Origin of the sequence: Morganella psychrotolerans (genome assembly GCF_965118875.1) — a bacterium.
GTDB classification, from domain to species: domain Bacteria; phylum Pseudomonadota; class Gammaproteobacteria; order Enterobacterales; family Enterobacteriaceae; genus Morganella; species Morganella psychrotolerans_C.
Genome location: NZ_CBCPJD010000010.1, coordinates 196,426 through 221,071, shown reverse-complemented (window position 1 = coordinate 221,071; position 24,646 = coordinate 196,426). Strand labels below are relative to the sequence as shown.

At 48.2% G+C, this 24,646-nt stretch carries 24 protein-coding genes; 17 read left to right on the top strand and 7 right to left on the bottom strand.

Going from position 1 to position 24,646, the window contains the following annotated elements; translation table 11 throughout:
* The first annotated feature begins 6 nt into the window (after positions 1 to 6).
* A complete protein-coding gene (locus tag ACMHKJ_RS12025) occupies positions 7 to 1,377 on the top strand; it encodes a class-II fumarase/aspartase family protein (protein WP_413494237.1) in 1,371 nt (456 codons plus the stop codon).
* Between the two features lie 188 nt (positions 1,378 to 1,565).
* Positions 1,566 to 1,913: a DUF4156 domain-containing protein gene (locus ACMHKJ_RS12020; protein WP_067401166.1), complete on the top strand. Its 348-nt coding sequence runs from the start codon at positions 1,566 to 1,568 to the stop codon at positions 1,911 to 1,913.
* A gap of 345 nt (positions 1,914 to 2,258) precedes the next feature.
* Here the strand turns inward: ACMHKJ_RS12020 and ACMHKJ_RS12015 are convergent, their stop codons facing one another.
* Positions 2,259 to 3,041, bottom strand: a complete 783-nt coding sequence (locus ACMHKJ_RS12015) for a class I SAM-dependent methyltransferase (protein ID WP_413494205.1) — start codon at positions 3,039 to 3,041, stop codon at positions 2,259 to 2,261.
* 97 nt (positions 3,042 to 3,138) lie between these two features.
* Positions 3,139 to 4,167, bottom strand: coding sequence for an EF-P beta-lysylation protein EpmB (epmB, locus tag ACMHKJ_RS12010; protein WP_413494204.1), 1,029 nt, complete (start codon positions 4,165 to 4,167; stop codon positions 3,139 to 3,141).
* Positions 4,168 to 4,207: 40 nt separating this feature from the next.
* Here epmB and efp point away from each other — a divergent pair, with 40 nt between their 5' ends.
* A complete protein-coding gene (gene efp / locus ACMHKJ_RS12005; protein ID WP_067401172.1) occupies positions 4,208 to 4,774 on the top strand; it encodes an elongation factor P in 567 nt (188 codons plus the stop codon).
* Between the two features lie 76 nt (positions 4,775 to 4,850).
* Here efp and ACMHKJ_RS12000 read toward each other — a convergent pair whose 3' ends face one another.
* Complete coding sequence (locus ACMHKJ_RS12000; protein ID WP_413494203.1) at positions 4,851 to 5,666, bottom strand: hypothetical protein; 816 nt, start codon at positions 5,664 to 5,666, stop codon at positions 4,851 to 4,853.
* A 206-nt stretch (positions 5,667 to 5,872) separates the two neighbouring features.
* Positions 5,873 to 7,528 (bottom strand): kdo(2)-lipid A phosphoethanolamine 7''-transferase, encoded by a 1,656-nt coding sequence (gene eptB / locus ACMHKJ_RS11995; protein WP_413494201.1) that lies wholly within the window; start codon positions 7,526 to 7,528, stop codon positions 5,873 to 5,875.
* Positions 7,529 to 7,813: 285 nt separating this feature from the next.
* Here eptB and ACMHKJ_RS11990 point away from each other — a divergent pair, with 285 nt between their 5' ends.
* The 12 genes from ACMHKJ_RS11990 (at position 7,814) to ACMHKJ_RS11935 (ending at position 19,600) form a co-directional block, all read left to right on the top strand.
* A complete protein-coding gene (locus tag ACMHKJ_RS11990) occupies positions 7,814 to 8,431 on the top strand; it encodes a 4Fe-4S dicluster domain-containing protein (protein WP_413494199.1) in 618 nt (205 codons plus the stop codon).
* Positions 8,431 to 10,446, top strand: coding sequence for a hydrogenase 4 subunit B (gene hyfB, locus ACMHKJ_RS11985; protein WP_413494197.1), 2,016 nt, complete (start codon positions 8,431 to 8,433; stop codon positions 10,444 to 10,446). The genes ACMHKJ_RS11990 and hyfB overlap by 1 nt, the downstream gene beginning before the upstream one ends.
* An 11-nt stretch (positions 10,447 to 10,457) precedes the next feature.
* Positions 10,458 to 11,408, top strand: coding sequence for a respiratory chain complex I subunit 1 family protein (locus tag ACMHKJ_RS11980; RefSeq protein ID WP_413494196.1), 951 nt, complete (start codon positions 10,458 to 10,460; stop codon positions 11,406 to 11,408).
* A gap of 12 nt (positions 11,409 to 11,420) precedes the next feature.
* A complete protein-coding gene (locus tag ACMHKJ_RS11975; RefSeq protein WP_413494194.1) occupies positions 11,421 to 12,863 on the top strand; it encodes a hydrogenase 4 subunit D in 1,443 nt (480 codons plus the stop codon).
* A 12-nt stretch (positions 12,864 to 12,875) separates the two neighbouring features.
* Entirely contained in the window at positions 12,876 to 13,526 is a 651-nt protein-coding gene (gene hyfE / locus ACMHKJ_RS11970) for a hydrogenase 4 membrane subunit (protein WP_067366645.1), read from the top strand.
* A gap of 4 nt (positions 13,527 to 13,530) precedes the next feature.
* Entirely contained in the window at positions 13,531 to 15,111 is a 1,581-nt protein-coding gene (locus ACMHKJ_RS11965; RefSeq protein ID WP_413494192.1) for a hydrogenase 4 subunit F, read from the top strand.
* 1 nt (position 15,112) lies between these two features.
* Positions 15,113 to 16,846, top strand: coding sequence for a hydrogenase large subunit (locus ACMHKJ_RS11960; RefSeq protein ID WP_413494190.1), 1,734 nt, complete (start codon positions 15,113 to 15,115; stop codon positions 16,844 to 16,846).
* A gap of 15 nt (positions 16,847 to 16,861) precedes the next feature.
* Positions 16,862 to 17,413 carry a hydrogenase 4 subunit H gene (hyfH, locus tag ACMHKJ_RS11955; protein WP_413494189.1) on the top strand — a complete coding sequence of 184 codons (552 nt, stop codon included), beginning with the start codon at positions 16,862 to 16,864 and terminating at the stop codon, positions 17,411 to 17,413.
* Positions 17,410 to 18,192: an NADH-quinone oxidoreductase subunit B family protein gene (locus ACMHKJ_RS11950; RefSeq protein WP_067366658.1), complete on the top strand. Its 783-nt coding sequence runs from the start codon at positions 17,410 to 17,412 to the stop codon at positions 18,190 to 18,192. Before hyfH ends, ACMHKJ_RS11950 begins: the two co-directional genes overlap by 4 nt.
* Positions 18,185 to 18,619: a formate hydrogenlyase maturation HycH family protein gene (locus ACMHKJ_RS11945; protein ID WP_413494187.1), complete on the top strand. Its 435-nt coding sequence runs from the start codon at positions 18,185 to 18,187 to the stop codon at positions 18,617 to 18,619. The genes ACMHKJ_RS11950 and ACMHKJ_RS11945 overlap by 8 nt, the downstream gene beginning before the upstream one ends.
* Positions 18,616 to 19,116, top strand: a complete 501-nt coding sequence (hycI, locus tag ACMHKJ_RS11940; RefSeq protein ID WP_413494185.1) for a hydrogenase maturation peptidase HycI — start codon at positions 18,616 to 18,618, stop codon at positions 19,114 to 19,116. Before ACMHKJ_RS11945 ends, hycI begins: the two co-directional genes overlap by 4 nt.
* Before the next feature lie 169 nt (positions 19,117 to 19,285).
* On the top strand, positions 19,286 to 19,600 hold the full coding sequence (locus tag ACMHKJ_RS11935) for a hypothetical protein (RefSeq protein ID WP_413494183.1): 315 nt from the start codon (positions 19,286 to 19,288) through the stop codon (positions 19,598 to 19,600).
* Between the two features lie 75 nt (positions 19,601 to 19,675).
* On the opposite strand, the gene ACMHKJ_RS11930 is transcribed toward ACMHKJ_RS11935, so the two are convergent.
* From ACMHKJ_RS11930 to ACMHKJ_RS11920, 3 genes are all read right to left on the bottom strand, one after another.
* Complete coding sequence (locus ACMHKJ_RS11930; RefSeq protein WP_067366670.1) at positions 19,676 to 19,873, bottom strand: YbdD/YjiX family protein; 198 nt, start codon at positions 19,871 to 19,873, stop codon at positions 19,676 to 19,678.
* Between the two features lie 79 nt (positions 19,874 to 19,952).
* The gene (gene cstA, locus ACMHKJ_RS11925; RefSeq protein ID WP_413494182.1) at positions 19,953 to 22,055 is read right to left on the bottom strand and encodes a pyruvate/proton symporter CstA; all 2,103 of its coding nucleotides are present in this window, start codon (positions 22,053 to 22,055) and stop codon (positions 19,953 to 19,955) included.
* Between the two features lie 272 nt (positions 22,056 to 22,327).
* Positions 22,328 to 23,344 carry a hypothetical protein gene (locus tag ACMHKJ_RS11920; protein WP_413494180.1) on the bottom strand — a complete coding sequence of 339 codons (1,017 nt, stop codon included), beginning with the start codon at positions 23,342 to 23,344 and terminating at the stop codon, positions 22,328 to 22,330.
* A gap of 204 nt (positions 23,345 to 23,548) precedes the next feature.
* Here ACMHKJ_RS11920 and ACMHKJ_RS11915 point away from each other — a divergent pair, with 204 nt between their 5' ends.
* Both ACMHKJ_RS11915 and ACMHKJ_RS11910 read left to right on the top strand, forming a co-directional pair.
* Complete coding sequence (locus ACMHKJ_RS11915) at positions 23,549 to 23,944, top strand: type III secretion system chaperone (protein WP_413494179.1); 396 nt, start codon at positions 23,549 to 23,551, stop codon at positions 23,942 to 23,944.
* Between the two features lie 17 nt (positions 23,945 to 23,961).
* A complete protein-coding gene (locus tag ACMHKJ_RS11910; protein ID WP_413494177.1) occupies positions 23,962 to 24,639 on the top strand; it encodes a hypothetical protein in 678 nt (225 codons plus the stop codon).
* The last annotated feature ends 7 nt before the right edge of the window (positions 24,640 to 24,646 follow it).

Sequence of the window (24,646 nt, the reverse complement as noted above, 5' to 3'; positions counted from 1 at the left end):
TATATGATGAGAGCTTTATATGATTCCAAAAGTAAAACCATCGATGATCGCGGCATAAAAGCGCTGCTGTCGGATGAAGCCAAATACAAAACCTGGCTGATGTTTGAATCCGTATTAGCTCAGGCGCAGGCAGAACTGGGATTTATTCCCCTGTCAGCCGCCGGTGAAATTAAAGAAAAGGCCGTCATTGAGAATATTGACTTCGAAGAGATGAACCGTATTTATCAGAAAATCGGTCATGGTTTTGTTCCTTTCTTAAAAGTGTTAGTGAACGCTTGCTCTGAAGAGAGTGGTAAGTATATCCATTACGGTATTACCACTCAAAATATTCAGCAGAGCTCGCAGCTGTACATGATGAAGACAGTCCATAATAAATTTATGCTGCTGTTAAGTGAAATCATTGAAAACTTATCGGGTCTTGCAGAGAAAACCAAACACATGGTGATGGCGGGCAGAACTCACGGACGCCACGCCATTCCTATCACTTACGGTTATAAAGTATCTGTGTGGATCAGCGATTTTATCGACTGCTGCCAGCGCATGAAAGAGTGTGAAAAGCGGGTATTCACTATCATGATGGGCGGTGCAGTTGGTGCATTTAACACCATGCCGGGCGTTGGCCCGGAAGTACAAAAGCGTGTTGCTGAACTGACGGGCATGTATGCGATGGAAGTGCCGTCACGGAATCTGAGTACGCATAAATTGGAGTACATGGCGAACCTGGCACTGATGGCAAACATCTGCCATAAAATCGGTGAGGAAGTTTACAGCACGACACTGGAAGAAATTGCCGAAGTATCTGAAGGCTTTACGAAAGGTACTGTGGGCAGCAGCACTATGCCGCACAAAATTAACCCGAAACTGGCTAAAGGGATTATCGCGAACTCTCAGAAGCTGTATTCACTGCCGGGTATCGGGATGTATTCTGCGGTCAGGCCGTATGAAGGTGACAGCAGCTCCTATATGTTATTTGACGGGCTGATTGAGGAAGCACTCGAACTGACCACAGAAATTCTGTTAAGAACGGAAGAACTCACCAGAACTATCGTGCCTCATGAAGAGAGAATGTTATACAACGTAATGAGAAACAAAGGGTTAGATAATACTGAATATGTGATGATGAAGATGGCTGAGAAGCTGGGTAAAGATAAGGCGCATTCATTGCTGTATGAAGAAGCTATCAAAACCGCAGCAGACGGTGAGGACTTCTACACAAACCTGATTAAAAACGAAACTATTGCAGCGGCATTCAGCAATGAAGAGATCAGGTCGATGTTAGATCCGCGTGCTTACATTGGTCTGTCTGTTGAAATTGCAGAAAAAGAAGCAAAACGCGGTTTAGCCGCAGCTCAGGAAGTTAAAAAATACTATAAATAATGTATTGTGCCGATTCAGGGAAAAACGAGCCGGTGTTCTGAATAAACTCAGAATACCGGCTTTTTCATGCGTAATTTACAGATGCGTGAGATAAGCCGGTAATTTTTGGTGATTAGTTTTTGAAGTCATTGCAACAAAGTGGTTAAATTGATTGTATAGATTTTTTCCAACCGTGAATGAGGAAAACCATGCGGATTAAAATGTTACCCGGTGCCCTGGCACTGTTATTACTGGCAGGCTGTACGACAACAACTGATATCAGTGCTGCAGGATCCCAGGTCCGCTTTTCCGAAGAGCAACCGGGCGCTGAGTGTCAGAAATTAGGTGAAGTGACCGGTGTGCAAAGCAACTGGATGACCGGTGTCGGTAATGAAAGCAGCTCCATGCGCGGTGCAGCAAACGATTTACGTAATAAAGCTGCCGCACTGGGCGGGAATGTTATTTACGGTATCGGCAGCCCGTCAGAGTCTGCGATTGTGTCCAGTCTGATTCCGGTGGATAGCAAGCTTACTGGCCAGGTTTACAAGTGTCCCTGATTACGCGTCATCCTTCGGCCTGTAGCGGCGTTGGCTGCGTTCATCCATCCGGGTCACATACTTGTGTATGTTCCCCGGATGTCTTTACTTGCCGCCTTGCTACAGACTGAATGATTTAGCGTAATCGTCCGGATAGTTGCCTGAATACACATAAAACCGCCGTTAATGTAACCGGCGGTTTTTTTATATCTGAATTTTGGTACAAGTGACGGGTAAAGAAAACAGAAAGCGTGCTAGCCATGGGTGGCGGGTCTGAGTGCATATGGATGTGTTTACAGCGACTTTCTGTTTTTGCCCGTTACCGGTGTGGTCACCGTAATCCCCGGTTATATGGACATATGTTATTTAGCCAATCTTAACCGCAGCCGTGGCAATAAATGTCGGCAGATAGTTGTCGATGACAAAGCGCGGGTTTGGCTGCCAGTCTTCATAAAAATCAGTCAGATGAAAACCAGCTTTTAATTGTCCGCCGATCAGGTCGGTTAATGAATGTCCGAATACAAAAGCTTCCTGCCGCGCTTGTTTCTGTGCAATTTGTTCCTGCGTTAAGATGTCATATTCAGAGAACGGCATCTTATAAACGGGTTTAATCATGCCTTTTTCGTAATATTTAACATCACGATCGCCGACAAACACTACAGAATTGAAGAAGCTTGCTAATAAAGCACCGCCCGGTTTCAGCACACGGCAGCATTCGTGCCAGACCGGGTTTACATCCGGAATATACAGATTGGAAACAGGGTGAAATACACAATCAAACGATTCATCAGCAAACAGGCTGAGATGACGCATATCCCCCTGCACGGTACTGAGTGTCAGCCCGTCGCGCAGCGCAACCTGTCTGTCATGCTCCAGTTGTTTATCTGAAAGATCAAATACCGTCACCACCGCGCCGGCTGCTGCCAGAACAGGTGCCTGCTGACCGCCTGCGGAAGCAAGGCAGAGAATACGCTTATCTTTCACATCTCCGAGCCACTGTTTCGGCAGAGCCTGCGGGGTAAGATGTACATCCCAGCGTCCTTCTTTTGCTGCAGTGATCAGCTCAGCACTGACCGGCGTTGACCATGCTTGTTGTTGCTCCGCTTGTTTGTCCCAGGCAGTTTGGTTTGAGGTTAAAAAATCCGTCATAATTTGTACTCAAAAATACATAATGAACGTAATTTAACCTGCACTCAATAAGCTGTAAATTTTTTTTTGTCATTTACAGTTTTAATGGTATTTATACTTAATTCTGGCGAAGCTGAAGATCAACCGGTGTTTTGCTGGGCTCGCCGCCGATTTCACGCGTCAGGCGCGGCACCAGATAACCGGACACGCGGGGAAGAAGGTCACGCATTATCTGCCGGGCTTCATCGTCACTGATCAGAAAATGTGCCGCACCCTGTACTTTATCCAGCACATGCAGATAGTAAGGCAGAATACCGGCATCGAAGAGTGCATTGCTGAGATCGGCGAGAATACCGGCATCATCATTAATACCACGCAGTAAAACCCCCTGATTCAGTAGTGTGACGCCTTTTTCCCGTAACTGATGCATTTTTTTCTTTAATACATCATCAATTTCATTCGCGTGATTGATATGTGTGACTAAAATTATCTGTAACCGGGAGTCGTGCAAACGGGCAGTCAGTGCGTCCGTGATGCGCTCAGGGATAACGACCGGCAGTCGGCTGTGAATACGCAGACGCAGAATATGCGGGATAGCTTCAAGTTGTGTGAGCAACCAGTCCAGCTCATTATCTTTTGCCATCAGCGGATCACCACCGGAAAAAATGATTTCATTGAGTTCGGGATGGTTAGCGATATAATCGAGCGCCTGTTGCCAGTTATGTCTGGTGCCCTTATTGTCTTCATACGGAAAGTGACGACGGAAGCAGTAGCGGCAGTTGACCGCACACCCGCCTTTTACTAAAAGCAGCGCCCGGTTGTGATATTTATGCAGTAACCCCGGAACAACGTTGTGTTGTTCATCCAGCGGATCTTCAGAAAACCCGGGTGTCAGGTCAAACTCAGCCCTGTGCGTCATGGTCTGAAGCAGTAGCGGATCCTGCGGATTGCCTTTTTCCATCTTTGCGATGAACGGGCGGGGAACGCGCAGTGCAAATAACCGGCGGGCATCAAGGCCGGCACGCCAGTTTTCATCCTGTTCCAGACCCAGAATTTCCAGTAATTCGGTTGGATTAGTGACAGAATCAGCAAGTTGTTGTAGCCAGACTTCTCGGGCAAGTGGTTTTTGGGTTACAATATCGACCATTTTTTTGGCTATGCCATTTATTTAAAATTAGAGGATTTCCATGGCTACTTATAGTACCAACGATTTTCGCCAAGGTCTTAAAATTATGTTCGACGGCGAACCTTGTGTGGTTGTCGAGAGTGAGTTTGTTAAACCGGGTAAAGGCCAGGCATTCGCCCGTGTGCGTCTGCGTAAGCTGCTGACCAACCGCCTGCTGGAAAAAACGTTCAAATCAACAGACTCAGCCGAAGGCGCTGATGTCATGGATATGAACCTGACTTACCTGTACAACGACGGTGAGTTCTGGCATTTCATGAACAATGAAACCTTTGAACAACTGGCTGCGGACGAAAAAGCGGTGGGCGATAACGCCAAATGGCTGATCGACCAGGCTGAATGTATCGTTACGCTGTGGAACGGTCGTCCTATCTCTGTTACTCCGCCGAACTTTGTTGAACTGGAAATCGTTGAAACGGACCCGGGTCTGAAAGGCGATACAGCGGGTACCGGTGGTAAACCGGCAACACTGAGCAGTGGTGCTGTGGTTAAAGTTCCTCTGTTCGTGCAGATTGGTGAAGTGATCAAAGTTGACACCCGTTCAGGTGAATACGTTTCCCGCGTAAAATAAGATTGTGATACCGAATTACAAAACCGCCGCTGATTCAGCGGCGGTTTTTTTTATCTGGATTTACCACTGCGGCGATTCAGTAATACTGGTACTGATAGTAAGTGGCATATTCCATTGTCTTTTCATCACCGCCGTTTGAATTAATCGTTTTATTCTTTTCTGTCAGGCAATTACCGTGAGTATCACGCTCTTCACAGATACGGGCAAATGTTTTCAGTCCGCCATCAGGGCGTTGTTGTACGACGGTTTCACTCTCACGTTGCCCTTTGTCGTTGTAGCGGTAATCTGTTGTGTTCAGGTTCTGATCATCGGTTATCTGAATGAGTTGCCCCACATCATTATAGTGATACAGGTAAATAATATTGTTGCCGGAAACCTGAGTGGCTAGTGTGGTAATTCTTCCGTCTTTACGGGTGATATGGGTTTCATCCGTTACAGTGCCATCGGCGTCCCGGTCAGTTGTGCGAAAGCTGACAATCTGATTTAGTTTATCTTTGGTAAAAACACGCTCTGAAAGCATATTGGTTTTCTGACCGTGTTTATCTGTCTCATAGTGGTTTGTCATCAGATCCGGCGTGGACGAATCAATGGTTGCCCTGATCGTGGTGGTTACACCGGGCATATAAACCGTATCAATCTTTTGTTCATAGCGGGTGAGTTTACCGCAGGATGATAACTCAAAGTCTGTCGTATTATTGTGAGCGGTTCCGACAGGAAGACTGCTTTTGACACTGACGGATTTTACCGGACCCACAATAATCTTCTGAGTTATCAGCGCGATATTATCGGTATTAACACGGCGTTGTTCACTGGTGCAATTTTCAGCGCCATGAACCGTCGCAATAGTAAAAGGGAACAGGGGAATAAGCAGATATTTTTTCATTGTAATCATGTAGTGTATTTTTACCGGGATATCAGCCTGACAGGTTTTCAGTAAAATATGAAGCAGATGAAGTAGCAGATGAAGTAAAAGAAGCAATAAAAAAGCCGGTATATGAATGTTCATATACCGGCAGAATAAAGAATATACCCTTATTCATTCAAACTGCAGATTCGTTGGCCGCATCTTGAATGACGTTGGATATACTCAGATAAGGCTCAGCGGAAACAAAGATTATTTTTGTTATTGATACCGCCGTCAGCAGAGGTAAATCCGGTACAGCCGAGAATACTGTCAAACAATTCATAATGGAAAAATGTCCGTGCCCGGCTGTTTTCCTTCAGATTATCAAACAGACTTTTATTGTTTTTTATGTAAGTGTCTGACATCCAAACAATAAATGGTACTTTAAACTGTTCATCCGGTGCGATATGGCGCGGTGTGCCGTGCAGACGGGTACCTTCTCCGCCTCCCAGCGACTCGCCGTGATCTGAGGTATAAAATACAATGGCATTTTTGTCTTTTAATTTTTCTGTCAGATTGTGCAGGACATAATCTGTATATAAAATAGAATTATCATAGGCATTTATTTCTTCTTCACTGCTGCATTCCGTTTCAGTATCCAGACATTCAGGTAAAAACTTCCGGAATTCCGGTGGATAGCGTTTTGAGTAGAAGTGATGAGAGCCTTTGGTATGCAGAATAATTAAATTCATTCCATTTTTACGGCGTGAAATAACGTCATCGGCTTCATTGAGCAATAACTCATCATAAATAGATTTGCCGGATGAACTGTGTTTTGAGGTGATCATTTCGCGGATCAGATAATTGTCCAGATCGAGTTTGTTATAAAACCAGACCTCACTCTGCATTGAAAATAACTCTGAGGTAAACCCGAGGTGTTTCATAACAGAAAAGACATTGTTTTCAGTTAATGTCCGCTGTTCATTATCTTTCACGCCGCCTTCACGCACAAACATACAGCGCAGGGAGAGCTTTGTGGAGGTGTCGCAGGATTGCCCTTCAAAGGCAATAACGTTTGGATCTGCGGCGAGCAGCGGGGTGGTTTCACGCTCATAACCCAGCAGTTGCATGTGATCCCAGCGTGCGGTTTCACCAATCACAAATACCACATACAAATCTTTATTTTGTGGTGCTGCGGTATAGGTGAACTCTTTCGCCGGGTCAAAAATATTGCTTTCATTAAACGTATCGTCATATTTGACAATCGCAAACTGGAATAAAGGAATAATCCAGTTAGAGGGTAAATAAGAATAACCGAGCCCGCCGCCATAGCTGGCAATATCAATATTTTTTTCTTCTTCTATTACTTTCTGATGGCGATCTGCGGTTTTAATATAGGTAAAGACGACTGCCGGAATAATAACAAAGGTTATCAGAATGAGCAGCCATTTGCGTTTTTTGTTTTGAATGACAGTCTTTTTTGCGGACCAGATAAGGATTAGTGCGGGCAGGGACAGCAGGGCAAACCAGAGATAGAACTGATTATTCACCGCTTCCTGTGATAAATCGACATCTGTTGTCAGGGTGGAAATTAAAATACCGTAGCCGATAACCACATCATAAAATGTAATGTAATAACTGCAGGCGACACTGATCAGGATAATGAGGCTACTGAGGATTTTAAAACTCAGCAGGCCGGTTGCAGCGATCAGTCTGAATAAGAAAAAGCTGAACAGAATATTAACGATGACTTCTGCAATGACATAAAACAACCCATTGCTGCCGGACAGTAATAACTGACTGTCAGCGCGGGAAAAATAGACAGCGTAGTTCAGAAAAAAACCGAGAAAAATGGCGAGGATAACAGAAATCGTGAGGTCGCTTCTTACTGCGTTTGACAATGGTCGCATGGGCATCGGGTATATCGCTTAATCGCTAAAGAGATTTAGAGGTAGCATCAGTTACTTAGTTCAATATTTCTACGCCAATCATTTCATGTTTTTTATCTCCTGTCATTTTTGACACGGGCGGTCACCGGCATTTTTCATCGTCATTAGTGTCGATTCGACAGCATTTCCACTAAAAATAAACACCTAATCTATTGATAATAGTCTCATTTTAATAATGGCACGAAAAATGCTTAATGAGTGCATCAATCTTTATGACTCGTCTGATTTTATTGGAGGGTGAGGCGAATGAATCGCTTTGTTATTGCCGACCCACAACTCTGTATCGGATGTAACACTTGCATGGCGGCCTGTTCTGAGACGCATAAACAGCAAGGATTACAAACACATCCGCGACTGACTGTGGTAAAAATTGGGGAACTGACTGCGCCGATGCTTTGTCGCCAGTGTGATGATGCCCCGTGTGCCCGTGTGTGTCCGGTGAATGCCATCACACATGAAAATGACATGATCGTGCTGAATGAAAGTCTGTGTATCGGCTGCAAACTGTGTGGTCTGGTCTGTCCGTTCGGGGCAATTACCCCGTCAGGCAGCAAACCTGTCGATATGCCGGATTTCTTCGAACAGTATGTGCCGGAAGAGATGCTGCTGGATGTACCTGACAGCCTGCCGACCATGAACCCGTTCCTGGCGTGGAATGCCGGTATCCGCAATGTTGCAGTGAAATGCGATATGTGTGATTTCAGCGAAGACGGCCCGGCGTGTGTGAAAGTCTGTCCGACCGATGCCCTCCATATTGTTGAAGAGAATCAGCTGGAAAGCGAAAGCGTGAAACGCCGTACGGCATCTGTCGATGCTATGCCGCCGGAATTCGACGTTTTTGTCTCACGACAGGAGAATCCATAATGACATCGCTTGAACTGCTATTGTGGTCGGTTTCCCTGTATACCGCAGGGGGTTTTATTTCACTGCTGTTTAAACAGCAGGAAAAAATGGCGATTTATGTGGCTGGTATCACTGCCATTATCGGCGGTATTCTTGGTTTATTCAGCGCCATCCCGGTACTGATGAGCGGCGAAACACTGACCTGGTTTGCTCAGGGTCCGTTCCCGTTCGCTCATTTTGTTGTTCGTCTCGACGGACTCGCCGCCTTTATGGTGATGGTGATCTCACTGCTTGTGACGGTCAGCGCCTTATATTCCCTTAATTATGTGCAGGAATATATCGGGCGTGGTGCATGGAGCATGGGGTTCTTCCTGAACCTGTTTATTGCGTCCATGGTCGCCCTTGTCGTGATGGATAACGCATTCTACTTCATTATTTTATTTGAAATGATGTCGCTGGCGTCATGGTTCCTCGTGATAGCCGATCAGGATGAAAAATCAATCCGCGCCGGTCTGCTCTACTTCTTTATTGCGCACGCCGGTTCTGTGCTGATTATGATCGCCTTCTTCCTGATGTGGCGTGAAAGCGGCAGTCTGGATTTCGATTCTTTCCGTCAGCTCACACTTTCTCCTGCTATGGCATCGGTTGTGTTCCTGCTGGGTTTCTTCGGCTTCGGTGCAAAAGCGGGTATGTTGCCGCTGCACAGCTGGCTGCCACAGGCTCACCCGGCGGCACCGTCTCATGCATCTGCACTGATGTCCGGTGTGATGGTGAAAATCGGTATCTTCGGGATCATCAAAGTCGGTATTGACCTGCTGGGTGCGACTCAGGGCTGGTGGGGAATTGTTGTGCTGGCCTTTGGTGCAGTATCGTCTGTACTCGGCGTAATGTATGCGCTGGCGGAGCATGATATCAAACGTCTGCTGGCATGGCATACCGTGGAAAATATCGGGATCATCCTGATGGGCGTGGGTGTTGGTATGGTCGGTATGGCAAATGATATGCCGGTACTGGCAACCATTGGTCTGCTCGGGGCTATCTATCACTTACTGAACCACGCGGTATTTAAAGGATTACTGTTCCTTGGTGCCGGTGCGGTTATTTACCGCGTTCATACCCGTGATATGGATAAAATGGGCGGTCTGGCAAAACTGATGCCGCTGACAGCCACTGCATTCTTAATCGGTTGTATGGCTATTTCTGCATTACCACCGCTCAACGGCTTTGTCAGTGAGTGGTACACCTATCAGTCACTGTTCTCTATGAGTCATGACGGTACATTCATCATGCGTATCAGTGGTCCGATCGCGATTGTCATGCTGGCAATCACCGGGGCATTAGCTGCCATGTGTTTCGTGAAAGTGTATGGCGTCAGTTTCTGCGGCGGTCCGCGCAGTGAACAGGCAACGCATGCCCGCGAAGTGCCGTGGACAATGACGACAGCAATGTTAATCCTGGCGGCGGTATGTGTGCTTCTGGGTGTGGGTGCAAGCGTGATTGCGCCGGTGCTGGCAAAAGTGGCGATGTCACTGACCACAGCAACGGATGTGACCGTTGTTCAGGGCGCGATGCTGATACCGGACAGTGCATCTCAGGCGATGATTTCACCGGTAATGACCTTTGTTCTGCTGCTGGGGCTGCCGGTTATCCCGCTGGTTATCTATCTTGTCTTTAAAGGCAAACAGATGGATGCGCGCCGTAAAGGTGACGCGTGGGCGTGTGGTTATGCCTGGGAGCAGGATATGTCTGTCTCTGCCGGCGGATTTACTCAGCCGCTGCGCTCTATGTTTGCGCCACTTTACCGTATGCGTAAACAGCTTGATCCTTCCGCCCGTCTGGCGCGCGCCTTAGAGGTGACGACAGCCGGTGCCGCGAAAGTTGAGCCATTCTGGGATGAACGGATCATTTATCCGCTGGTCCGCGGTATTAACCGCTTTGCCAAACGCATTCAATGCCTCCAGGGCGGGGACTTCAGACTTTATTGTCTCTATGTCGTCGCGGCTCTGGTGGTCTTGCTTGTCGTGATTGCGGCGTAAGGAGAGAAACCATGTCGATTCAGGAAACACCAACATTGATGACGGGGTTCTTTGCAGTAGTTCAGGCGATTGCCCTGCTGCTGTTTACGCCGCTGTTTACCGGCATATCCCGTCAAATCCGCGCAAAAATGCACTCCCGTCAGGGACCGGGCATTATGCAGGATTACCGTGACCTCATTAAATTATTCAAACGTCAGTCTGTGGCACCACGTGATTCAGGCGCGATCTTCCGTGTTATGCCGTATGTGTTGCTCAGCAGTATGTTGCTGCTGGCAATGGCATTACCGGTAGTGACCTCCACATCACTGTTCAGTGGTGCGGGTGACATCATTATCGTGCTCTATATTTTTGCGCTGTTCCGTTTTTTCTTCTCATTGTCCGGTCTGGATACCGGCAGCCCGTTCGCCGGTATTGGTGCCAGCCGTGAGCTGACCCTCGGCGTATTAGTAGAGCCGACATTGTTTCTCGGTCTGCTGGTGGTTGCGCTGATCGCCGGTTCAACCAACATCGGCACAATCAGTGCGGTGATGAGTGAAGGCTGGATCTCACCAACAGCTACATTCCTGGCATTGATTGCCTGTGGATTTGCGACCTTTATCGAAATGGGGAAAATCCCGTTTGACGTCGCGGAAGCAGAGCAGGAATTGCAGGAAGGACCACTGACCGAGTATTCCGGTTCCGGTCTGGCAATGGTGAAGTGGGGGATTGGTCTGAAACAGGTGGTGGTTGCTGTTCTGTTTCTGTCTATTTTCTTCCCGTTCGGTAGTGCTGGTGTGATAACCGCAGGTAGTTTGCTGCTTGCTCTGGTTCTGATGCTGGTGAAACTGCTGGTGATTTTCGTTCTGGCATCGCTGGTCGAAAATAGTCTGGCCCGTGGTCGTTTTTTACTGACGCATCATGTGACCTGGTTAGGATTCGGCGTTGCGGCGCTCGGGTTCGTGTTCTATCTCACCGGTCTGTAAGGAGCGACAAGCATGTTAGAAAATATTGCACTGGCGACCCTGATTATTCCGTTTATCGGGGCGTTGCTGGTCAGTTTCCTGCCGACGCGCATGGCTCCGTGGCTGAGTACATTAGTCGCGCTGCTGGCGTCTCTCGGTACGGCAGCTCTCGGCTGGATTTATCTCGACGGCGGTAAGGTTGCCACAACTATTGAACTGGTTCAGGCCGGTGATGTGGCGCTGTTTGGTTTCACCATTGATGGTGTAAGTACCCTGATCGCCTTCGCGGTGGTCTTCCTCGGCTTCCTGATTTGCCTGTATTCCACCGGTTACCTGACAGAAGGCAACCGCGAGCACGCACACGGACCAACCCGCCGTTATTACGCCTTCCTGCTGATTTTTATCGGTGCGATGGCAGGTGTGGTGTTGTCCTCCACGATTTTAGGACAGTTATTGTTCTTTGAAATCACCGGGGGCTGTTCCTGGGCACTGATTGGTTATTATCAGACAGAAAAAGCGCAGCGTTCTGCGATGAAAGCCCTGCTGATAACCCACGTCGGTTCACTCGGTTTGTTCATGGCGGCAGCAACACTGTTTATCAGTACCGGTACTTTCGCACTGAGCGCGATTGGTCAGCTGAATGAAGCGCAGAGCCTGATTGTCTTCGGCGGGATTTTATTCGCGGCATGGGGTAAATCAGCACAGTTACCATTACAAGCCTGGTTACCGGATGCGATGGAAGCACCAACGCCGGTGAGTGCGTATCTGCACGCCGCGTCGATGGTGAAAGTCGGGGTGTATATCTTTGCCCGCGGCATTATGTCGTCAGACCATGTGCCGGAAATTATCGGCTGGGTCGGCGTTGTAATGGCTGTTATCACCATGATTTATGGTTTCATGATGTATCTGCCGCAGAAAGATATGAAACGTCTGCTGGCGTGGTCAACCATCACGCAACTGGCGTATATCTTCCTGGCACTGTCTCTGTCTATCTTCGGCTCTAAAGAAGCATTCGACGGCGGTATCGCGTACATCTTTAACCATGCGTTTGCAAAAAGCCTGTTCTTCCTGGTCGCCGGTGCGCTCAGCTACAGCTGCGGTACCCGTATGCTGCCGCGTTTGCGCGGTCTGGCAAAGCGCTATCCGTTACTGGGTGCGGGTTTTTGTGTGGCAGCGCTGGCGATTGCCGGTGTACCGCCGCTTAATGGTTTCTTCAGTAAATTTCCTATCTTCGCGGCAGGCTTCGCGTTATCTGAACAGTTCTGGATCTTCGCACCAATCATGGTGCTGGTGTTGATCGAATCTGTTGCCAGTTTCGCCTGGCTGCTCTACTGGTTCGGGAAAGTCGTACCGGGTGAGCCAAGTGAAGATGTGGCCAATGGCGCGCCTGTGCCGTGGGCGATGCAGTGGGTTATCGGCCTGCTGATCATCATGTCCTTCGGCTCAAGTGTTATTGCCGTCAGCTGGCTCAGTTAAGGGAGAGAAAGTATGACTGGTTCAATTATTGTGAATAACCTGGCGGGGCTGATGATGATCACCTCGCTGCTGGTCATCGGTGCGAAGCGCCCGGTGGCCTCCTGCTGGTTCTATGCACTTCAGTCTCTGGTGCTGGTGGCGATTTTCGCCACCCTGTCACAAACTCTGGATGCACCGCAACTGGCAATGTGGGCAGGTACTGCGTTCGCGACAAAAGTTGTTCTCGTGCCGCTGATTATGGGCTACGCGTTCCGTAAATTGTCAGATCCGACAGCGGACGGCGGGGTGATAAGCCCGGCGGTTCTGATGCTGGCAGCCGCCGTGATTGTGGTGCTGTGCTGGTTTGTGGTCGAGCCGGTGAAACTGCCGATGGTCGCGGATCTGAAACCGGCATTAGCCGTTTCGCTGGGACACTTCATGCTGGGGCTTCTGTGTATCGTGACACAGAAAAATATCCTCAAGCAGGCGTTCGGTTACTGCCTGATGGAGAATGGTTCGCACCTGACACTGGCTCTGCTGGCGTATAAAGCGCCGGAGCTGGTGGAGATCGGTATCGCGACGGACGCCATTTTTGCTGTGATTATCATGGCGGTTCTGGCACGTAAAATCTATCGCACGCTCAACACACTGAACGTGGATCAACTGACCGCGCTGAAGGGGTGATGAGATGAGCCAAACTATGTTGTTAACGTTATTAATGGCAACGCCGCTGGTGATTTCACTGCTGGCGTTTATCTGCCGCGCACTGGGCGGCGGCGCAAAAGCCGCTGTCACCCTGGTGCATACTGTGGGTATCGCGCTGCTGCTCGTATTTTCTCTGTGGATGGTTTACACCATTGGTGAGGAAGGTGATCTGCTGATGGCAGAGCGCTGGATCCATCTGGACAGCCTGTCCGGGTTATTCCTGGCGATCCTGGGTATTGTCGGCTTCCTGACAGGGCTTTACTCCATCGGCTACATGAATCACGAAGTGGCTGACGGCGAGATTAGTGTAGGAACACTCTGTAATTATTATGGATTTTTCCATCTGTTCCTGTTCACCATGCTGCTGGTTATCACCAGTAACAACCTGATCCTGATGTGGGCGGCGGTTGAAGCCACGACTCTCAGCTCTGCATTCCTGGTGGGGATTTACGGACAGCGCTCTTCTCTTGAAGCTGCGTGGAAATATATCATTATCTGTAGTGTGGGTGTGGCATTTGGTCTGTTCGGTACCATTCTGGTTTATGCAAACGCCGCAAGCGTAATGCCTGATCCGGAACTGGCTATCTTCTGGACTGAAGTGCTGAAATATACTTCACTGCTTGATCCGACTCTGATGCAACTGGCATTTGTATTTGTGCTGATTGGTTTCGGTACAAAAACCGGGCTGTTCCCTATGCATGCCTGGCTGCCGGATGCGCACAGTGAAGCACCAAGTCCGGTATCAGCGCTGCTCTCTGCGGTTCTGCTCAACTGCGCACTGCTGATTATCGTGCGCTACTACATCATTATCACCTCTGCGATTGGCGGGGAATTCACACAAACACTGCTGCTGGTCTTCGGGCTGCTTTCTGTGGCGGTTGCTGCGTTCTTTATCCTTATCCAACGGGATATGAAACGTCTGCTGGCGTATTCCAGTGTGGAAAATATGGGGCTTATCGCCGTGGCTCTGGGTATCGGTGGTCCGTTAGGTGTGCTGGCAGCGCTGCTGCACACGCTGAACCACAGCTTAGGCAAAACCCTGCTGTTCTGTGGTTCAGGTAACGTTTTACTGAAATACGGCACCCGTGATATCAGTGTTGTCAAAGGTATGCTGCGTACCATGCCGTTTACCGCGGTCGTCTTTGCCGGTGGTGCGCTGGCGCTGGGCGGTATGCCACCGTTTAACGTCTTCCTGAGTGAGTTTATGGTGGTGGTTGCCGGTCTGGCTGCTGATCATTTTTGGCTGACGCTGCTCCTTTTGATCCTGCTCACTATCGTTCTCGGCGGGTTGGTTAGAATGGTATCGAAAACCTTATTCGGCGCACAGCCTGACTGTGTATCGCGCGGCGAATTAGGGCTCCTGACGACATTGCCGATGGCCATCCTCATTGTACTGATGCTGGTGATGGGCACCCACATCCCGCAGCCGGTAAGCCGTCTGCTCGAAAATGCCGCCACAATTGTCCTGAAGGACAGTTCATTACCAGGCACAGAATTAACCACCCCGGACTACCGCTGGCCGTGGGGTGTTGATACAACATCCATATCATCGCAGGAGAAATAACGTGAGCTATCAGAATTATACAGATACCCTTCATGGCGTTCGTAAAGGCGCGGGCTATCTGGCACAGGTCCGCGAGAAATTTCCCCATGCGGTGCTGGAAGAAGAGTGGCAGACAGCAAACCAGCTGACTATCACCATCAAAACTGAAATGCTGCCGGAAGTGGTTGAGTTTCTGTACTACGGCTGCGGTGGCTGGCTGCCGGTTCTGTGGGGCAACGATGAGCGCCCGCTGAACGGACAGTTTGCGGTTTATTACGCGCTCTCCATGGAAGAAGGCGAAAAATGCTGGGTGACCGTAAAGGCGTATGTCAGCCCGATCACTCAGGAATTCCCGTCTGTAACACCGCGTGTACCTGCTGCGGTGTGGGGCGAGCGTGAAATCCGTGACATGTACGGGCTGCGCCCGGTTGGTTTGCCGGATGAGCGTCGTCTGGTGCTGCCGGATGACTGGCCGGATGATCTTTATCCGCTGCGCAAAGACACGATGGATTACCGTCAGCGTCCTGCACCAACCACAGATACGGAAACGTACCAGTTTATTAATGACAGTAAAGTCGACAGCCGCATTGTTCCTATTGGTCCGCTGCATATCACGTCTGATGAACCGGGGCATTTCCGCCTGTTTGTTGATGGTGAGCGGATTGTGGATGCGGACTACCGTATGTTCTATGTCCACCGTGGTATGGAAAAACTGGCTGAAACCCGCATGGGATATAATGAAGTCACGTTTTTATCCGACCGTGTCTGCGGTATCTGTGGTTTCACCCACAGTGTTGCGTACACATCTTCTGTTGAAAATGCCCTGGGTATCTATGTGCCACCGCGTGCGCACTCTATCCGTACCGTGTTACTGGAAGTGGAACGTCTGCACAGTCACTTACTGAACATCGGTTTAGCCAGTCACTTTACCGGTTTTGATACCGGGTTTATGCAGTTCTTCCGTGTGCGTGAAAAATCCATGACCATGGCTGAATTACTGACCGGTGCCCGTAAAACTTACGGAACTAACCTGATCGGCGGTGTGCGTCGCGATTTCCTTAAAGAGCAGCGTATAAAAACGATTCAGCTGGTACGCGAGATGCGTGCTGATGTCACGCAACTTGTAGATATGCTGCTGAGCACACCGAATATGGAACAGCGTACCGTGGGTGTGGGGATACTTGATCCGAAAATTGCCCGTGATTACAGCCCGGTAGGACCAATGATCCGCGCCAGTGGCTTTAAACGTGATGTGCGTTTTGATCACCCGTTTGCGGATTACGGCAATCTGCCGAAAACTCTGTTTACCATGGATGGCTGTGATGTTTACTCACGCGTTATGGTGCGGGTGAAAGAGGTTCTGGATTCTCTGGCGATGATTGAATATGCGCTGGATAATATGCCGGAAGGTCCGATCCTGACAGAAGGCTTTACGTATCAGCCACATAAATTTGCGCTGGGTTACACCGAAGCACCACGCGGTGAAGATATACACTGGAGCATGCTGGGTGATAACCAGAAACTGTTCCGCTGGCGCTGCCGTGCGGCAACCTATGCCAACTGGCCGGTACTGCGCTATATGCTTCAGGGAAATACCGTTTCCGATGCACCATTAATTATCGGCAGCCTGGATCCTTGCTACTCCTGTACTGACCGTGTGACGCTGGTTGATGTGAAAAAACGCAAAGCAAAAACCGTGGCGTATAAAGAGATTGAGCAATACAGCATCACCCGTAAAAATTCACCGCTGCTGTAAGCCGGAGGGAATATCATGTTTAAATTATTTAAAACCCTCCGCAATGCGGGGACAGCAACAGTCAAATATCCGTTTAAACCACTGGAAGTCGCGCACGGCTTCCGCGGTAAACCGGAATATAACCCGGAGCAGTGTATTGCCTGCGGCTCCTGTATTTCAGCATGTCCCGCGAATGCGCTGACGATGGAAACCGATCTGGCAAGTGGTGAGCGCCGCTGGCAGTTGTTCCTCGGGCGCTGCATTTATTGTGCGCGTTGTGAGGAAGTGTGTCCGACCCGGGCCATTCATCTGACGGAAGAGTTTGAAACGGCAGTGATGAACAAAGCAGATCTCTATATGAAAGGGACATTTCGCTTACAACATTGCCGCCAGTGCGGGGAAGCGTTTGCACCGAAAAAATCGGTGGATTACGCGATGGCGCTGATGGTGGCGTCAGGTGTTGAAGAGAGCGGAATTGAAGCATTGCGGCCGATGTATGAAACCTGTCCTTCGTGTAAGCAGAAAAATAACCTGCGCAACAATGATCGCCAGAACTTCCGTCTGCATATTGAGGGAGCAAAATCATGAGTTTGCCGGAAATCCCAGTCAATCATTATGTCAGCAAACCTGTTCAGATAGATGAGCAGGTAGCGAAATTAAAAAGTACATTACTGAAAGATATCAAGCGCTCTGCGTATGTTTACCGCGTGGACTGCGGCGGATGTAACGGGTGTGAAATTGAAATTTTCTCAGCAATAACCCCTGTGTTTGATGCGGAACGTTTCGGGATCAAAGTCGTCGCGTCCCCGCGTCACGCTGATATCTTACTGTTTACCGGCGCGGTTACCCGCGCCATGCGGATGCCTGCGCTGCGTGCCTATGATTCAGCACCGGATCCGAAGATTTGTATCTCTTACGGTGCCTGTGGCTGCGGCGGTGGCATCTTCCATGACCTGTATTGTGTCTGGGGCGGCAGTGAACACATTGTGCCGATCGATGTCTGGATCCCGGGCTGCCCGCCGACACCGGCGGCGACAATCTATGGTTTTGCGGTGGCACTCGGTCTGCTTAATCAGAAACTGAAAGCGCAGGATCATGTTGAAGCGGAAGGCGAACGGGTTGAATTATTGCTGCCGTCAATTCCGCTGGCAACCCGCGTGATGATCGAGCGCGAAGCTCGCCGTCAGGCGGGGTATTTTCAGGGACGTGAAATCAGTGATCGTTTCCTGACCCTGCTGGAAAATGCGACACCGGAACAGGTGAAAAGCACCATGCAGGTCTGGCTGGATGAAGAACAGGATCCGCGCCTGCGCGAGATAGTGAATCGTCTGGTAACCGTATTACAACAAGGAGGCATTCATGCCTGAACAGACACCCAATCACGCGGACACGGACGGAAAAGTCATCTTCTGGTCACTGAGACAAAAATTTGTCGACACAGATGATGATGTTCCTGAAGAGGCTCAGCAGGTGATGTATTACTCACTGGCAATCGGCCATCATGTTGGCATGATTGATTGTCTGAACACAGAGCTGACCTGCCCGCTGAGTGGTTATCAATCCTGGGTTAATGCGCTTCCCGAAGGGGAGGCGCGTCGTAAACTTCAGGGATTGATTACTTTTGGTGAAATAAATATCGATGCCTCGCACACCAATATGCTGGCGTTGGCACTTGACCCGCTTCTGAAAGATCACAACCCGGACTTTCGTGAATGGAGCGCCACGCTTATCCGCCTGTTAGGGGAAATTGAGCGCGAACCGGCCATTTACCTGATAGTGAAGCGACGCCCATGAGTGAAATAACTGCAAAAAATGTCATGCTGGCTGTCGGAAACAGCATGATGGGTGATGATGCCGCAGGTCCGATGCTGTATGACCTGATGCAGGAAAACCCGGTTGATGGCTGGATTGCTATTAACGGCGGCAGCGCACCGGAAAATGTGGCGCATCAGGTGCGCGCACTGAAACCGGAACGTCTGTTGATCGTCGATGCTGCGGATATCGGTCTGAACCCCGGGGAAATCCGTATTATTGATCCGGATGATATCGCTGAAATGTTCATCATGAGCACGCACAATCTGCCGCTGAATTTTCTGATTGATCAACTGAAAGAAGATATCGATGAGGTTATCTTTCTCGGTATTCAACCGGATTTGGTTGCTTTTTATATGCCGGTAAATGAGAAAGTGACCATTGCTGTTCAGCAGGTTTATGATGCACTGCCGGGGTGGCAGGATCTCGGTGGATTCACCTTGTTTGAAGGTGAGGAAGATGACAGCGAAGTAATATAATCACGTTTATTATTAATAAAGACCGCTGTGATCAGAGATGATCAGGCGGTTTTTTTTATAGTTTAATTTACCTGAATGCAGAAATCAGGGTTGAAATCAGATATCTTCCGGCAGGGCTTTTTTTTATGGTACAGGGGATCTTTTTCTTCTGCTGACGAGACGTAATATCATGAAAAAATTAGTTGTTATTATCCCGCTTGCCCTGCTGCTGTCTGCTTGTGCAACCAAGCAATACCCGCAAACCCCGGCTGTTACTAAAGAAGAATCGGCACTGTTGCATTGTGATTCACTTAAACTTGAAATTGCAAAAGCGCGCAGTATTCAGGAAGACGTTGAAAAAACCGGTGAATTTAACGGGAAAACCGTGCTGGGTTTCCTGGGGGATTTCGGGATTGGTAACGGGATAGCAAAAGGAGAGGCGCGGGACAAAGTCTCCGCACGTTTGGGTCAATTGATGCGTCAGCAGGAAAATAATTGCCGCTGATGTATTGCTCCGGCTGATAAATAAAAATACCGCAAAGATTTGCGGTATTTTTGTATGTCAAATCCGTCGGCTGTATCAGCAGCACTTCGGTCCGCCTTTGCTGCCGTAGCGGGCATCCTGGCGATCACGAAAAAACTCTTCATAGGTCATCGGTGTCTGATCAGGATGGGTATTTTTAATATGCTGTACGTAATTATCGTAATCGGGTACGCCAATCATCATTTTAGCGGTCTGCCCGAGATAACGTCCTGCTTTTGCGAGAGTATCAAACATAATTATGACCCTGAAACTGTCTTGCGGATGGAAAACCGGCGGTTGCCCGCCGGTATCAGTACAACAAGTATACCAGAGTTTAGTGCGCAGATTTGCTGTTTGCCACTAAATCGAGGTAGTTTTCCGGCATTGGCTCATAAGGTGTTTCATTATCGGTTGGTTTATCTGATTTCAGTGCTTTGAGCGCGGTCTTCACAGAGAAGATGGCAAGCACCACGACTACAACCATAAAGAACATCGTCAGACCGGCATCCAGACGGTTGTTAAACACCAGCTGTGACAGTTGTGACTCAGTGTATTGCACCGGGATATTCCCGCTGTCAATCATTGCCTTGAATTTATTCGCGACAGCAAGGAAGCCGACACGGGCGTCTTCGCTGAACACTTTTTCCCATCCGGCAACCATGGTACAGATTAACAGCCAGGTCATCGGCACCAGTGCAACCCAGGCGTAAGCCTGGCGTTTCATCTTAAACAGCACCACAGCACAGAGCATCAGTGCCATACCTGCCAGCATCTGGTTGGCAATACCAAACAGCGGCCACAGGGTATTAATGCCACCGAGCGGATCGACCACCCCCTGATGCAGGAAGTAACCCCAAGCCAGCACACACAGCGCGGTAGCGGTCAGGTTTGCCGGTAGTGAGTCAGTTCGTTTCAGTGCCGGGGAAATCACGCCGAGCAGATCCTGCAACATAAAGCGGGCAGAACGTGTTCCTGCATCGACAGCCGTCAGGATAAACAGGGCTTCAAACAGAATGGCGAAGTGATACCAGAAAGATACATCCATCAGCCCGCCGAGCGCACCGTGCAGAATATACGCCATACCGACCGCGAGTGTCGGCGCGCCCCCTGCGCGGGAGATAATGCTCTGTTCGCCGACCTCATTGGCGATATTGGTTAAAGTTTCAGGGGTTATCTGGAAGCCCCAGCTGCTCACCACACTGGCAGCAGATGCGACCACATCAGTAGTTCCCGGCGGTGCCAGCATTGCCATCGGGCTGTTCATGGCGAAGTATACGCCCGGGTCTATCACACAGGCGGCGACCAGCGCCATAATGGCAACAAATGATTCCATCAGCATGCCGCCGTAGCCGATAAAACAAGCCTGGTTTTCATTGGCGAGCATTTTCGGTGTAGTACCGGAGGCAATCAGCGCATGGAAGCCGGATACGGCACCACAGGCGATAGTGATAAACAGGAACGGGAAGAGATCGCCTGCCCAGACCGGACCTGTGCCATCAATAAATTTAGTCAGCGCAGGCATTTCCAGCATCGGGCGCATGATTAAAATACCGATTGCCAGACCGATAATAGTACCGATTTTCAGGAAGGTAGACAGATAATCACGCGGTGCCAGCAGTAACCAGACCGGCAGAACTGCCGCGACAAAACCATAGCCGACCAGCATCCAGGTCAGCTGAACACCGTTATAATCAAAATACGGCGCCCAGACCGGGCTTTCTGCCACCCATCCGCCGGAAATAATGGCAAATATCAGGAAAACCAGCCCGATAACAGAAACTTCTCCGACGCGGCCGGGCCGGATATAGCGGGTGTAAATTCCCATAAAAAAGGCGAGAGGGATAGTAAAGGCGACGGTGTAGGTTCCCCACGGGCTGTGGGTCAGGGCTTTCACCACAATCATCGCCAGAACAGCAAGGATAATCACCATGATCATAAAACAGGCGATCAGGGCGATAACACCGGCGACATTGCCCATTTCCTCTTTAACCAGCTCTCCGAGGGATCGCCCGTTGCGGCGGGTAGATACAAACAGCACCATGAAATCCTGTACTGCACCGGCTAATACCACACCGGCCAGCAGCCAGAGCATACCGGGAAGATAGCCCATCTGCGCTGCGAGAACCGGACCAACCAGCGGACCTGCACCAGCAATGGCAGCAAAATGGTGACCAAACAGGACTTTTTTATCTGTCGGTACATAATCAAGCCCGTCATTATTTTTAAACGCGGGCGTCATGCGGGTCGCATCAACTTTTAATACTTTTTCAGCAATAAAAATTCCGTAGTACCGGTATGCCACCAGATAGATGCAGACAGCCGCGACCACAATCCAGAGTGCATTGATTTGCTCACCCCGGTTCAGCGCGATATATCCGAGGGCAAAGGCACCGACAATCGCGAGCAGAAAGCCCGTGAGTTGTTTGAACGCTTTCATAATTTCACCTGTCAGAATGAGTAAAGAGGCGTAGTTTCAGTTTGTTATTATCAAATTGTACTGCAGAGGAATATCATTAATTCTGCTTAGTTCCCATCGTTCCGCTCGCGTTTGTGTTAATTTATTTCAATAATGTTAGATTAATCACTGTTAGCGTAATGTAGCGTGTTTGTGGTTTCAGATAGATGATAAGCGTGCGGGATAAGTCCCGATATTCAGAGGGGATATCCCCTCTGAACCTGACCTGTATTAATTGTGTTTTACTGTGGTGATTATGACATTCGTTTTAGTATGTCCATGACATCAGTAATATCCTGTTCAGGATATGACGTTGTAACATCGGTTTTGAAATCAAATGAACGATGAACGATATCTTCAATATTTATTGAATCGGAAGGGGCCATAAGGGATGCGTGTTTTTTCTTTTCTGCCATATGGAGTACCTGCGTTCTGGTCTCTTCTCTGATGGCATTGAAATTGAGAGGTGTTTCGGTATATTTGTCACATAACAATGTATTGTAAATATTTTCAGTCAGAGCATAGTATATATCTGAGCGAATCTTCCCTGTCATAATTGTTGTTAATTTATCATGATTGTTAAGTATCTCTTTTTTATAATCTGAGTATTTTTCAATTAATTCTTTTGTTTCATCATTGCTTAATTCTTTTTTTATATAATTACCTAATTCTTTTTTCAAATCTTCAGACATATTTGGCATTTTTTTGGTAAAATCATGGCTTAACTGTTGTTTTATCCCGGGTTCATTAATTTTGCCAGTCAGGCTGCTGTTCAGCTTAAGAACAGACGGCGTAGAGCAATTAATCCCCGGTTTTTCCAGTACTTTATTTCCGAGGTGTTTTTCTTTTACTACATCAATGATTTTATCCAATTCCTCTGGTGTTGTTACAATTTTTTTCTCTGCGTACATCAGGTCAACTTCACGCTTAATAATATTTACCGGTATAATACTTTTTTCCTGATTAAGCCATTTTTTTACACCTTCATTTATTTCTTTCTGTTTTTCCTCTATTTTTTCTAAGCTATTTTTAGTGCCAAGAATAGAAATCTCTGATTTGTAAACAAAGGATAATATTTGCTTACTGAGTTTCTTGGTGTCAACTTCAATATTTACGTAGTTACCTTTGAATTTTACATTCGTATTTTGGAGAGCACTTAACCGGTTCAGTAATTTATTCATAAAAGGTATTTTTAACATATCCTTCAGGTTATTATCTTCCTGTATTATCTTTTGTGTGCCGGGTAATCTGTTAACTAAGTTCATATTCATTCTTTCCCTTTGTATGTAAAGTAAATTATTTTATTTTCAATGAAAATTATTTCTTTAATAAAAAGAAGATAGCAAGTGGTTGTTGTTATAATTCGTGGCTATATCTCTATAATAAAATTAATTTTTTATATGAGTCAGATATGAAAGTAATATCCGGATTATTTGTCATAATGAGATTATGATCACACTAATCAGGAAACAGAGATGCCGGATTTATCCTTATTCCACCGTACCGCCATGATGCTGTTGCGCTATATCGGGCTTGATGCCCCGCATCCCACCGCAGATCAACATACATTTATGTTAACAATTGATAGCCGTTATTCATTATCACTGTCAGTGATTGATGCAACAGAGTGGTATTTGTCTGCCAATATCGGGAAAGTACCACATATTACGCAAAGTAATGAATTGCTGCAAAAAGCTATGAAGCTGAATAGCTTAACGAAACTTTCCGGGCAACCGGTGATTTCTCTGAATGAGAAAAATGAGTGGGTGATCTGGAGCCGTCTGCCACTTCAGGGAGCAGAAGACAATCATATCATTGAGTTATTTGAATATATTCTGAAATCCGCAGATTACCTGCCGGATCTTCATTAACGACAGAGGGAGTTATTATGCCTGTTCAGGAAGTACAGACACATCAGGTACCTGCACATATTGAAAATGATTTGTACGGCACCGTTGGTGCGGACAGTCAGTCATCTTATGTCAGTTCATCAGGGATTAAATCCATCTTATTAAATGCGTGGAATGCTGTTAAATCTGCCTTTTCGGGAATGCTGTCTTCATTTGGCAGCCATCTCTGCAGACAGCAGGGAAGTGACAAACCGGGCAGAGAGATAACGCATGAGATGTCTTCTTTCGGGGAGAATATCTATGAAGAATTGGATAACTACCGGGTAGTCGGTCATGAAACTGAAACAGCAGAGGTGGACGACCCTGCAAACCATATTTATGAAGATTTGGATAACTACCGGGCAGCAGGTCATGAAACTGAAACAGCAGAGGTGGACGATCCTGCAAATCATATTTATGAAGATTTGGATAATTACAGGGCTTCAGGCAGTATAACTGACTATGAAAACAAGGAGTCTGCCTGTGGATCTTCGGGGGAAGACATTTATGCTGAGCCGTACAGCCCTCTGACAGCAGGCAGCACACCGGCAAACGACCCGCGGGGAGAGAGTGATTATGATACTCCGTGGAAATCGGAGCCTGATGCTACGCTGAAACCACAGTCTGCTGAGCAGTTACAGCAGCGTATAATGAGAGAGAGACTGAATACACTGTAATTTTACC

What these genes read in the sequence shown, in the direction of transcription:
- ACMHKJ_RS12025 (WP_413494237.1), top strand. Translation starts at nt 7, where the DNA reads ATGAGAGCTTTATATGATTCCAAAAGTAAAACCATCGATGATCGCGGC.
- ACMHKJ_RS12020 (WP_067401166.1), top strand. Translation starts at nt 1,566, where the DNA reads ATGCGGATTAAAATGTTACCCGGTGCCCTGGCACTGTTATTACTGGCA.
- ACMHKJ_RS12015 (WP_413494205.1), bottom strand. Translation starts at nt 3,041, where the DNA reads ATGACGGATTTTTTAACCTCAAACCAAACTGCCTGGGACAAACAAGCG.
- epmB (WP_413494204.1), bottom strand. Translation starts at nt 4,167, where the DNA reads ATGGTCGATATTGTAACCCAAAAACCACTTGCCCGAGAAGTCTGGCTA.
- efp (WP_067401172.1), top strand. Translation starts at nt 4,208, where the DNA reads ATGGCTACTTATAGTACCAACGATTTTCGCCAAGGTCTTAAAATTATG.
- ACMHKJ_RS12000 (WP_413494203.1), bottom strand. Translation starts at nt 5,666, where the DNA reads ATGATTACAATGAAAAAATATCTGCTTATTCCCCTGTTCCCTTTTACT.
- eptB (WP_413494201.1), bottom strand. Translation starts at nt 7,528, where the DNA reads ATGCGACCATTGTCAAACGCAGTAAGAAGCGACCTCACGATTTCTGTT.
- ACMHKJ_RS11990 (WP_413494199.1), top strand. Translation starts at nt 7,814, where the DNA reads ATGAATCGCTTTGTTATTGCCGACCCACAACTCTGTATCGGATGTAAC.
- hyfB (WP_413494197.1), top strand. Translation starts at nt 8,431, where the DNA reads ATGACATCGCTTGAACTGCTATTGTGGTCGGTTTCCCTGTATACCGCA.
- ACMHKJ_RS11980 (WP_413494196.1), top strand. Translation starts at nt 10,458, where the DNA reads ATGTCGATTCAGGAAACACCAACATTGATGACGGGGTTCTTTGCAGTA.
- ACMHKJ_RS11975 (WP_413494194.1), top strand. Translation starts at nt 11,421, where the DNA reads ATGTTAGAAAATATTGCACTGGCGACCCTGATTATTCCGTTTATCGGG.
- hyfE (WP_067366645.1), top strand. Translation starts at nt 12,876, where the DNA reads ATGACTGGTTCAATTATTGTGAATAACCTGGCGGGGCTGATGATGATC.
- ACMHKJ_RS11965 (WP_413494192.1), top strand. Translation starts at nt 13,531, where the DNA reads ATGAGCCAAACTATGTTGTTAACGTTATTAATGGCAACGCCGCTGGTG.
- hyfH (WP_413494189.1), top strand. Translation starts at nt 16,862, where the DNA reads ATGTTTAAATTATTTAAAACCCTCCGCAATGCGGGGACAGCAACAGTC.
- ACMHKJ_RS11950 (WP_067366658.1), top strand. Translation starts at nt 17,410, where the DNA reads ATGAGTTTGCCGGAAATCCCAGTCAATCATTATGTCAGCAAACCTGTT.
- ACMHKJ_RS11945 (WP_413494187.1), top strand. Translation starts at nt 18,185, where the DNA reads ATGCCTGAACAGACACCCAATCACGCGGACACGGACGGAAAAGTCATC.
- hycI (WP_413494185.1), top strand. Translation starts at nt 18,616, where the DNA reads ATGAGTGAAATAACTGCAAAAAATGTCATGCTGGCTGTCGGAAACAGC.
- ACMHKJ_RS11935 (WP_413494183.1), top strand. Translation starts at nt 19,286, where the DNA reads ATGAAAAAATTAGTTGTTATTATCCCGCTTGCCCTGCTGCTGTCTGCT.
- ACMHKJ_RS11930 (WP_067366670.1), bottom strand. Translation starts at nt 19,873, where the DNA reads ATGTTTGATACTCTCGCAAAAGCAGGACGTTATCTCGGGCAGACCGCT.
- cstA (WP_413494182.1), bottom strand. Translation starts at nt 22,055, where the DNA reads ATGAAAGCGTTCAAACAACTCACGGGCTTTCTGCTCGCGATTGTCGGT.
- ACMHKJ_RS11920 (WP_413494180.1), bottom strand. Translation starts at nt 23,344, where the DNA reads ATGAATATGAACTTAGTTAACAGATTACCCGGCACACAAAAGATAATA.
- ACMHKJ_RS11915 (WP_413494179.1), top strand. Translation starts at nt 23,549, where the DNA reads ATGCCGGATTTATCCTTATTCCACCGTACCGCCATGATGCTGTTGCGC.
- ACMHKJ_RS11910 (WP_413494177.1), top strand. Translation starts at nt 23,962, where the DNA reads ATGCCTGTTCAGGAAGTACAGACACATCAGGTACCTGCACATATTGAA.